A 10,835-nucleotide genomic window follows, 5' to 3' on the forward strand; every position below is an offset into this window, starting at 1 on the left:
TCCGCCCCTTTTGCCTGTCCGTCCCTACGCTCTGACGCGTAGGAAGGATCGTCCCGTTAGAACTTCACGCGGCTTTCAATGCCGATCGTGCGCGGTTGCGCGACCGATTGCGCATAGCCGCGATAGATGATCCCGTCATTGATCTGACCACGGCGGGTCAGGTCGTTGGAAACACCGGTGATCGCATATTTGTCGAAGATATTATTGGCGAACAGGCTGACTTCCCAAACGTCCGTGCTGTAGGTCGCGGCCGCTCGGTGCATCATATAGTCAGGCAGGCGTTCGCCGCCGCCCCGTGCGCCGGGACGGGTCAGGATGCTGCCGGTATAGGTCGCGGTCCAGTTCAGGCGCAGATCATTCTCCCCCATCGGGACGGTATAGACGGCGGAGGCCGCACCCGAATGCCTGGCAGAGCCAGGCAAGCGATCACCCGATTCCAGGCTGGCGAAACCGTTTGCGGTCGATAGAAGATCAGGCACATCCTGCGTCAGCTTGGCATCCAGATAGGAATAGTTGCCGCGAACGGTGAACTGGTCCGTGATGCGCGCATTGAAGCTGAAATCGACGCCCTGCGACTTGGCCTTGCCGCCATTGGCCGTGATGCCGATGGCCCCATTGACCGTCTGGCTGGCCAATTGAATGCCGTCCCACTTGACCTGGAAGACGGAGACGCTGGTGCTGAGGCGGCGATCGAACAATTGCGCGCGCACGCCCAGTTCCAGATTGTTCACCTTGTCCGGCCCGAAGGTCAGCTCATTAGGCAGGGCGCAGAGATTCTGGCCGGGAGGAAGCGGCTGGATGCACGGCACGACACGGTTCACGCCGCCGATCCGATAACCCTTGCTATAGGTGGCATAGGCCATGAGGTCTGGGGTGAAGTTGAACGAGGTGTTGAACTTCCAGACAAAGCCATCGTCGCTGGCCTGACCGCTGCGCACGCGCGACGGGTCGACGGTTAGGCTGGGATAGGGCATCCGGCGACGGCCCGATCGCGTCATCGGCGTGTCCGAACCACCCGTGATCGACGTGTCATATTTGAAATAACGGCCGCCCGCCGTGATCTGCCACTGCTCGATCGGCTTGAAGCTCAGCTCGCCGAACACCGCCTGCTCTTCGGTCTTGGACCGGGTGAAGGACACATATTCCGCACCGTCGGGACGGATCAGGCCATCATAGAAGCCGCCATAGATTTCGCTGCCGGTGGGCGATGCCGCGAATTCGGCGAAACCAGGCAGGCGCTCGATGCTGTCCGACTTGAACTTCATGCTATTGTAGAAGCCACCGACAACCCAGCTGAACGGTCCGCCATGGGTCGAAACCAGGCGGATTTCCTGGTTGAACTGCGTACGGCTGTTGTCGTTGGTGGTAAAGCCAGCGAATGCCGGGAAGAGTTCATAATCATAGTCGAGGTCGAGCAGCAGGTCGGTGACGTCGCCGACGGTGTTGTTCTTCGTCTTGGTGTAGGCCGAAGCCCAGACCGCCTGGAACACGTCGCCCAGTTGCGCTTCCATTTCCAGGCTGATCAGCGTCGATCGGCGGGTGGAAGGTTCTGCGAAACGCTTGGCGGATTCATATTTGCCTTCGCCCAAAATGCCGTCGGTGGTCGCCTGCGCGCCATCGGTCTTGGTCTTCTGATAGGCGTAGGTCAGGTAAGCGTTGAAGTCGGGCACCGAGAGGCCGAGCTGATTGCGGGTCGTGAACGTCTTTTCAAAGTTCAGATCCTTGCGGCCCGCGAAATTGGCGTCTTGTTGCGCCTGTGTGCCCAGCGGATTGCTGGCCGGACCCGGCTGGGCGATCGACACGCCCGGCGTCGCGACCAGATAGGGATAGTCGATGAAGCCGGGGTCATAATAATAGCCTGTCGCCGAGCGGAAGGCCAAGACGTCCTTGACGATCGGGATGTTGATCGTGGCATCGCCGACATAGCCCACACCCTTGCTGTGCGCGACATCATAGACGCGGCCATGGACTTCGCCGCTGAATTGAGTCGGATCGGGCCGATTGGGAATATAGCGGATCGCGCCCGCCAGCGTGCCCAGGCCATAAAGCGTGCCCTGTGGACCCAGGAGCGTTTCGATCCGTTCGATATCGATGAACTTGAAGTCCAGATAGAGCGGAATTTCACCCAGATAGGTGCCGATCGCATTGTCGTAATTGGCCCCGGTCGCGCCGCTGTCATCGGCCGACAGGCCACGCATGACGATGGTGGCCGCGCCGCGCGGGCCGGTGTCGGTGACGGTGATACCCGGCGTGAAAGCGCCCAGGTCGCGCACGTCGTCCAGTCGTTCGCTGGCCAGTTCGGCCGCACCGATCGCCGAAATATTGATCGGCGTTTCCATCAGCGTGGTGGAGCGGCGGGTGCCGGTGACGACGATGACGTCGCTTTCTGCGTCGGCGGCGGCCTGCGGCTCCTGTGCCAGGACCGGCGTGGCGAAGGCGGCGCCCGATATGATGGTGGCGGACAGCAGCCCCATTTTGAGTTTTGCGCGATACGACATGGTCTTCCCCTTTTTGTCCATTGTCTTCCCTGCTTTCGATCCCCTCCCGGATCGACCGCCCCGCGCTTGGTGCGGCGGCAGCGGCTGGCATCGGACGGCACGGACTGCCGCCTCCTTTTCTTCTGATCTGGGGTAGAGGCTATGGAGTGCGCAGGCAGTCAGACATGGGGCATTTGACGTAGCCTGTTCGTCCGGGTCACCATGGGCCTATCCTACGTCAAATGCCCCATTGGGCTTGGGGGGCGTCCCCGCCTACCCCTTGGGCGAGGGGCGGGAAAACCTGCTCCATATCTGTTGCCTATGCCCGCATCGCGCGATTGCGGTGGACCGGGCCGGAGAATGACATGCCGTCTTTGAGCGCCGTCACAGGATGGAGCATGGCCGGGATCGCGGCCATCGGGGCTGCGGTCGCGGGCGACCTGCCGCTGCAAATGCCCAATGCAGGAACACCCGCGCCGCAAATGCCGGCCGAGGATGATATGGGACGGCCCAAGCCGCTCGAACTGCCCAAGGATGTCGAGGCCAAACTGGCAGGCGTCGACAAGGCGAAGGTCGATTTCCTCAAGAGCGGCGTGACCGGGCGCTATGTCGAAAAGGACGCGCTCTTCGCCCGCATCCGCACCGGCAAGCCCGAAGAAATCAGCGCCTATATCGACGCGATGCAGGCGCTCCATGCCCAGGTCGAGTTCAAGGCCGGGCGCGATGTCGCGGCGATCCCGCTCGACACCCGTTCCCCTTGGTTCAACGCCTGGAAGGCCAGGCGGCCGAACAGTGTGGACCCCAAGCGGGACGTCGGGCCGATCGAACTGACGCGCTATGTCGGCGGCTGGGGCGGTGGCTTTGCGACCTTTGCAGGCGCGCCGGTGGCGATGACGCCGGAGGATTTGAAGGCGGGCAAGGTCGATGTCGCGATCGTCGGCGCGCCGCTCGACATGGGGTCGGGCTGGCGCAATGCGATCGACGGGCCGCGCGCCATGCGGATGACCGGCGGCGCGGCGGGCAACGACATGTATTCGATGATCAACCCCAATGCCGCGCTCAAGATCGTCGATTATGGCGATATCGCCATCGACCAGAACAGCACCGAACGCAGCGTCGATCATGTGCGGGAAATGGTGGCGGAGATTGCCCGCACCGGTGCGATCCCGATCGTGATCGGCGGCGACCATAGCCTCGAATATCCCAATGTCGCCGCTGCCGCCGACGTGCATGGCAAGGGCAATGTCGGCGTCATCCATTTCGACAGCCATTATGACATTGGTCGCGGCCGCGTCCATCTGCTCGACCATGGCCAGCCGGTCTATCGCGTCATCAACGAAGGCCATGTCCGCGCCAGCGACTATATCCAGGTGGGCTTGCGCGCGCGCGGGCCGGATCTGGAGACGTTCGGCTGGATGCGCAACAAGGGCATGAAATACCACACGATGGTCGAAGTCGAGAAATGGGGCTGGGACAAGGTGATGGCCCGTGCGCTCAAGGAAGCACGCGGCGGCACCAAGAAATTGTGGATCAGCTTCGATGTGGACGTGCTGGACCCCGCCTTCATGCCCGGCACCGGCACACCGGTTCCCGGCGGCCTCACCATGCGGGAAGCGCAGCCGATCATGCGCAACCTGTGCGCGGAAAATGACATTGCCGGCATCGATATCGTCGAAGTCGCGCCCTATCTCGACACCAGCTACAAGACCGCGCTCAACAGCAATTTCCTGCTGAACGCCTGCCTGGCGGGGATCGCCATGCGCAAGAAGGGCTTGAAGCCCGGCTATCTCAACCCCGTCTCGGTCGATCACGGCCTCGACAGCTATTATGGGAAGAAGAATTGATGGCACGCACCCCCTTGCTGGCGCGGTGCGCCGCCGCAGCCCTGGCGATCGCAACCCTGTGCGGCCCGGCCCATGCACAGGCCAGCGACCCGCTCGCGACCTTGTCGCCGGAAAAGAAGGCCTTTCTGTCCGACCCCGTGATGTTGACGCGCTTTGGCCTGACAGCGGAGAAGCTCCAGGTCGCGCTCGCCGGGCGCAGCGCCGCCGATGTCGATGCCTATGCTACCGCGCTGATGGCGGTGGTCGAGGACAGCAAGTTCAAAGCCGGGCGCGACCCGTCGGAAATCGCCCTCAACCCGCAGGCGCGCGGATGGAATGCGGGCACCACCGTTCGCCCCAAACTGTTCGACAAGCTGAAGCGTGACGATGGGCCGTTCAGCCTGAAACGCTATCAGTTTCAAAAGGGCGGCATCCCGACCTTCGCCGATGCGCCGGTCGCGATCCGCAAGGAGGATCTTGTCGCGGGCAAGGTGGAGGTCGCCTTTGTCGGCGTGCCGCTCGATTTCTCGTCGGGCTGGCGCGATGCCAAACATGCGCCGATGGCGCTGCGCGGCATGGATGGGCTGGTCGGCGCGGACGCCGATGGCGGAATCGATCCGGGCCTCATCCTGTCGATCGCGGATTATGGCGATCTGACGCCCGACTATATGGCGCCCGACCGGGGGCTCGATCATATCCGCGCGATGATCGCCGAAATGGCGAGCGTCGGCACGATCCCCTTCATCGTCGGCGGCGATCATACGGTCATGTTTCCCGATGTCGCGGCGATGGTCGACACCTATGGCGCAGGCAAGGTTGCGCTGGTGCAGTTCGATGCCCATGCCGATGCCGACCTGAACGACGCGCATATGATTTCCGATACGCAGACGCTGACCCGGCTGATGGAACAGAATCTGTTGCGCGGCAGCGACGTGACGCTGGTGGGCCTGCGCGGGCGCGGCGCGGACGTCGCCACGCAAAAGCGATTGACCGACAGCGGCGTACGCATCCTGTCCACCGCCGCCGTGACGGAGCGCGGCTGGCAGGCGGTGACCAACGATATTCTCTCCGGCCTCAAAGGCGGGCCGGAAAACATCTTCATCTCGTTCGACATGAGCGTGCTTGATCCGGGCGATGCGCCCGCGTCCGGGCGACCGGTGCCGGGCGGCATCTCCATGCGCGAAGCGATCCCCATGGTGCGGCAACTGTGCGCCCAGACCAAGGTGGTCGGCTTCGATCTGCTCGACGCCGCACCCATTCTGGACCCGACCTATGTCAGCCGGATGAGCGCCAATTACATCTTGCATGCCTGCCTGTCGGGCATCGCGATGCGCAAGACAGGCGTGTCGGTCAAGACCGCCAAGCGTTAAGGGAGAAAAGCGATGCCGTCGATCAACGCCATAACCGGATGGAGCATGGCGGCGGCCGCTGCGGCGACCTCCGTACTGGCGGGGGATGCGTTCGACACGCCCAACCCGCCACCGCCGATCCCGCAGGAAGATATTATGGGCAAGCCTAAGCCCGTGGAGCTTCCCGCCGATGTTGCCGCGAAGCTGACCGGCATCGCGCCGGAAAAGGTCGCGCTGATCAAGCAGGGGCAAACCGGCCGCTATGTCGAAAAGGACGTGCTGTTCGACCGCATCCGCACGCTGCCTGCCGCCGAGCTGATCACTTATATCGACGCGATCGCGGCGCTGCATGAGCAGGTGGAATATAAGGAAGGGCGGGACGCCAAGACGATTCCGCTCGACACCCGATCGGTCTGGTTCAATGCGTGGAAGGCCAAGCGGCCATTGGTAATGGACCCCAAGCGCGATCCGGGGCCGATGGACCTGGGCCGCTATATCGGCGGGCGGCGCGGCGGCTTTGCGACCTTCGCCGGTGCGCCCGTCGCGATGACGCCCGAAGATCTGCGCGCAGGCAAGGTCGATGTTGCTATCGTCGGTGCCCCGCTCGACATGGGATCGGGCTGGCGCAACGCGATCGACGGGCCGCGCGCCTTGCGCATGACCGGCGGGGCCGGCGGTAACGACATGTATTCGATGATCAACCCCAGCTCGGTGCTGGAGATCGTCGATTATGGCGACATCGCGATCGACCAGAATTCGACCGAGCGATCGGTCGCCCATGTTCGCGAGATGGTGCGCGAAATCGCACAGACAGGTGCCATCCCCATCGTCATCGGCGGCGATCATAGCCTGGAATATCCCAATGTCGCCGCCGCCGCCGATGTCCATGGCAAGGGCAATGTCGGCGTCGTCCATTTCGACAGCCATTATGATGTCGGCCGCAACGGCGTCCATTGGATCACGCACGGATCGCCGGTCTATCGCGTCCTGCATGAAGGTCATGTCCGCCCGCAGGATTATGTCCAGGTGGGGCTGCGCGCGCGCGGGCCGGATCTCGAAACATTCGGGTGGATGCGCAACAAGGGCATGAAATACCACACGATGGTCGAAGTCGAGAAATGGGGTTGGGAAAAGGTGATGGAACGCGCGCTCAAGGAAGCGCGGACCAACACCAAGAAGCTGTGGATATCATTCGACGTCGATGTGCTGGACCCCGCCTTCATGCCCGGCACCGGCACGCCTGTTCCCGGTGGCTTGACCATGCGCGAGGCGCAGCCGATCATGCGGCGGCTGTGCGCGGAGAATGACATTGCCGGCATCGATATCGTCGAAGTCGCGCCCTATCTCGACACCAGCTACAAGACCGCGCTCAACAGCAATTATCTGCTGAACGCCTGTCTGGCGGGCATTGCGATGCGCAAGAAAGGCCTGCCGCCCGGCTATTTCAACCCGGTGTCGGTCGAACATGGCCAGGACGCATATTACGGGCCAAAGAGGAAAAGCTGAAAAATCTTGACGGTCGTCCAGTTTGATATGGCGGATTGTCATCGGGCCATACGTCATTTGGGCAATGGCGCTGCCTTGGCACCTGCCTAGGCTCTGGGTCGACGCGGACAGGGATCGCGTAAAGGGGGACATAGGGTGAAGCGGACAACGGTCTCGAAATTCGGCTTGCTGGCCCTCTTCTCCGCGTCGGTCGTCTTTGCCCAGACGGATGGCGGACCGGACGGCGTGGCGATGAAGGAGAGCGATCCGGGCATTCCGGTCACCGACCCGCTGGTGCAGGAAAAATGCGGCACCTGCCACGCGCCCGACGACAAGGGGAATATGTCGCGGATCAGTTGGGTGCGGACCACACCAGAAGGCTGGGCGCAGGTGATCAAGCGGATGGTGCGCCTGAACGGCCTGCCGATCACACCCGAAGAATCCCGCGCCGTGGTCAAGTCGCTGTCCGCCTCGCACGGCCTCGCCCCGCAAGAGGCGTTGCCGGTCATGTATCTCGCCGAAAAGCGTACAATCGACGAAACCAACATCCCCAATGAAACGATGCGGGGCGCCTGTGCCGTCTGCCACAGCTTCGCCCAGCCGCTATCCTGGCGTCGGTCCAAGACGGAATGGAAGTCGCTGCAGGATCTGCACGTCGCCATGTATTCGCAGGCGGACGCCCAATATCGCCGCCCGGCCGAGGATAGCGAACAGCCTGCGGGCCGCGACCCCAAGGACAAGATGCAGCGCGGCGAATATGCGCTCGCCTACATGGCCAAGGCCGCGCCGCTGCACACGCCCGAATGGGCGGTCTGGCGGTCGCGCCAGAGCGTGCCGCGCCTGGTGGGCGAATGGCTGGTCGTGGCCTCCGCGCCGGGGCAGGGACGCTTCGTCGGCGCGTTCAGCGTAAAGCCTGGCAAGAGTGCCGACGAGTTCGTGACCAGCAGCACCCTCAAGTCGCTGACCAATGGCGGCACCGTCAACCGCAGCGGCGCTGGCATCGTCTATGCCGGCTATAGCTGGCGCGGCTCATCCAAGGGCGCGGCCGCCGCGGGCAAACCCGACGATCTCGCCAGCGCCGCGCGCGAAACCATGTGGTTCGCGCCCGATCAGCAAAGCGCACAAGGTCGCTGGTATTGGGGCGATTATCAGGAATTCGGCCTCGACGTGAAACTGATCCGCGCCACCGCCGCGCCCGCCGTGCTGGCGGTCGTGCCTGGGCCGGTGAAGGCGGGAACCAAAGGCGCACAGTTCCGCATAATAGGCCATAACATGTCCGCTTCGCTGTCCGCTTCCGACATCGACCTGGGTACTGGTGTCACCGCGACGAAGATCGTATCCGCCAGTCCGCAGGAATTGGTCGTGACCGCAGATGTCGCGGCAAACGCACCATCAGGGCAACGCGACGTCGCGATCGGCGGCGCGGTGCTGGAAAAGGCCTATCCGGTCTACAGCAAGATCGACTATATCAAGGTGACCCCCGAAACCGCCGTGTCGCGCCTGGGCGGGATCAAATTCCCCAAAGGCTATGCCCAGTTCGAGGCGATCGGCTTCGAAAATGGCATGGATGGCAAGCAGGGGACGCCCGATGACATCGCGGTCGGTCCGGTCGATGTCACCTGGTCGACGCAGGAGTTCCTGGCCGTCTATTATGACGACGACGCCAAATATGTCGGCGCGCTCAGTCCCGCCGCTTTGTTCACCCCCAATGTCGAAGGGCCGAACCCCGAGCGCCGCTTTGGTCGCAACAATTATGGCGACGTCTGGGTCGTCGCGACGGCCAAGAGCGAGAAGGACAAGTTCGGCAAGCCGCTGAGTGCGCGCGCCTATATGGTGGTGACCGTACCCGCCTATCAGAAATGGGATCAACCGGAGGTGTCGCAATGACCGTGATGCAGGCACCCACTTATCGCCGGGCGGAATATCATGGCTTCGATGCGGGCGGCAGCGACTTCGTCTATCTGGTGAGCGCGGGTGCGATCTTCGAAATCGACGCGGATGTCCGCGCGGTGCTTGACCGGCTGGATGGGCAGGAACTCACCCACGCCATGTTGGTGCGCGAACTGGTGAGCGAAGGGCGGGCGCAGGAGGAAGCCGACGGGCTGGTGCGCGAATTGCGGCAGGCGCGGCTCATTCATCTCGGCCATGGCATGCCGGTGGCGGAAATGCCCCAAGCGCCGCCCGCCGACTTCCCGTTGCAGGCACTGGTCCTCAACGTCACCAACCAGTGCAACCTCGCCTGCACTTATTGCTATGAGTTTGGCGCGGACAAGATCGCGACGCCCGCGGGCAAGCCCAAATATATGACGCTGGATACGGCCAAGGCATCGGTCGACCTGCTGATCGCCGAGGCGGTCGGGCGCAAGGCGGTGCATATCACCTTCTTCGGCGGCGAAACGCTGATGAACTTCAAGCTGCTGCGCGATGTGGTGGACTATGCCAATGCAGCGACCGCAGCGGCGGGGAAAGCGATCACCTATAGCCTGACCACCAACGCGACGCTGTTGACGCCGGAGATCGTCACCTTCCTGTCCGACAACCGGGTCGGCGTGACCGTCAGCATGGATGGCCCGCCGGAATTGCAGGACAAGCATCGCGTCTACAAGAATGGCAAGGGTAGCTATGCGGTCATCGAACCGCGGCTGCGCACGCTGATCGCGCATCACAAGACGCGGGCGATCACCGCGCGGGTGACGCTGACCGAGGGCGTGACAGACGTGGTCCGCATCTTCCGCCACCTGAAGGATGATCTGGGCTTCCACGAAGTCGGCTTCGCGCCGGTCACGACGGGAGAAGAGCGCGCCTATTCGCTCGACGGCAACGGCATGGACAGCGTGCTGGCGCAGTTCAACCTGCTGGCCGAAGAATGGCTCGAATATGCCTTGCGCGGTGAGTCCCATGGCTTCACCAATGTCAGCGAAACAATCAGCGAGCTGATTTCGGGCGTCAACAAATCGCATCCCTGCGGCGCTGGGCTGGGCCTGATGGGGGTCAGCCCATCGGGCGACCTGTCGCCCTGTCACCGGTTCACGGATGCCGACACACACAGCATGGGCCATGTCTCCAGCGGCATCGATCGCGTCAAGCAGGGCGAGTTCCTCGCCAAGGGGCATGTCGAGGCAAAATATGATTGCCAAAGCTGCTGGGCGCGGCCGCTCTGTGCGGGCGGGTGCCATCATGAGGCGTTCGTGCGCTATGGCGACACGGGCCATGCCAACCTCCATTATTGCGACTGGATACGCCAGTGGACCGACACGTGCCTGCGCATTTACGGCGTGCTGTCGGTGCGTAATCCAGGCTTCCTCGAACGCTTTGCCGAAAGAAAGGGGCTGTCATGAAGCATCTTCGTGCCATCAATAAAAAGGCGCAGCGGATCGATGAGGCCGTGACGCAGATGGAGGCGGCGGTATCACCCGACGCCGACATGGAGGAGGATGTCGTCGCGCTTCAGCAGGCCCCGCGCCCGCATGTGCCGATGGGCTGTTCGCTCTCTTTCTCGCCCGGCTGGGAAGTCGATGCGGGCGGTGGCACGGCCGGGCTGTGCCAGCCGGTCGAGCGCGACATTTACGACTGCTATGTCACCTGCTTCTGGCCGGTTCAGGTGCCCGACCATGTCAACTACTCCCCCGACTGGGCCAGCAACTGCGCCACCGCCACGAAGGACTGGCGCAGTCTCGATCTCGTTTTTCCATGAGGCGCGC

General features: G+C 63.0%; 7 protein-coding genes. 6 read left to right on the plus strand and 1 reads right to left on the minus strand.

Annotated features, from left to right (window positions below):
* Window positions 1-56 precede the first annotated feature (56 nt).
* The gene (locus SxD43FB_RS08730) at window positions 57-2,498 is read right to left on the minus strand and encodes a TonB-dependent receptor (protein WP_096061958.1); all 2,442 of its coding nucleotides are present in this window, start codon (window positions 2,496-2,498) and stop codon (window positions 57-59) included.
* Between the two features lie 344 nt (window positions 2,499-2,842).
* Here SxD43FB_RS08730 and SxD43FB_RS08735 point away from each other — a divergent pair, with 344 nt between their 5' ends.
* From SxD43FB_RS08735 to qhpC, 6 genes are all read left to right on the plus strand, one after another.
* Window positions 2,843-4,321, plus strand: coding sequence for an agmatinase family protein (locus SxD43FB_RS08735; protein WP_255245651.1), 1,479 nt, complete (start codon window positions 2,843-2,845; stop codon window positions 4,319-4,321).
* Window positions 4,321-5,670, plus strand: a complete 1,350-nt coding sequence (locus SxD43FB_RS08740; RefSeq protein ID WP_096061855.1) for an agmatinase family protein — start codon at window positions 4,321-4,323, stop codon at window positions 5,668-5,670. Before SxD43FB_RS08735 ends, SxD43FB_RS08740 begins: the two co-directional genes overlap by 1 nt.
* A gap of 12 nt (window positions 5,671-5,682) precedes the next feature.
* On the plus strand, window positions 5,683-7,155 hold the full coding sequence (locus tag SxD43FB_RS08745) for an agmatinase family protein (protein WP_255245652.1): 1,473 nt from the start codon (window positions 5,683-5,685) through the stop codon (window positions 7,153-7,155).
* Window positions 7,156-7,290: 135 nt separating this feature from the next.
* Entirely contained in the window at window positions 7,291-9,021 is a 1,731-nt protein-coding gene (peaA, locus tag SxD43FB_RS08750) for a quinohemoprotein amine dehydrogenase subunit alpha (protein ID WP_096061857.1), read from the plus strand.
* Entirely contained in the window at window positions 9,018-10,472 is a 1,455-nt protein-coding gene (gene peaB, locus SxD43FB_RS08755; protein ID WP_096061858.1) for a quinohemoprotein amine dehydrogenase maturation protein, read from the plus strand. The genes peaA and peaB overlap by 4 nt, the downstream gene beginning before the upstream one ends.
* On the plus strand, window positions 10,469-10,828 hold the full coding sequence (gene qhpC / locus SxD43FB_RS08760) for a quinohemoprotein amine dehydrogenase subunit gamma (RefSeq protein WP_037472200.1): 360 nt from the start codon (window positions 10,469-10,471) through the stop codon (window positions 10,826-10,828). Before peaB ends, qhpC begins: the two co-directional genes overlap by 4 nt.
* The last annotated feature ends 7 nt before the right edge of the window (window positions 10,829-10,835 follow it).

Origin of the sequence: Sphingobium sp. D43FB (assembly GCF_002312805.1) — a bacterium.
Lineage (GTDB): Bacteria > Pseudomonadota > Alphaproteobacteria > Sphingomonadales > Sphingomonadaceae > Sphingobium.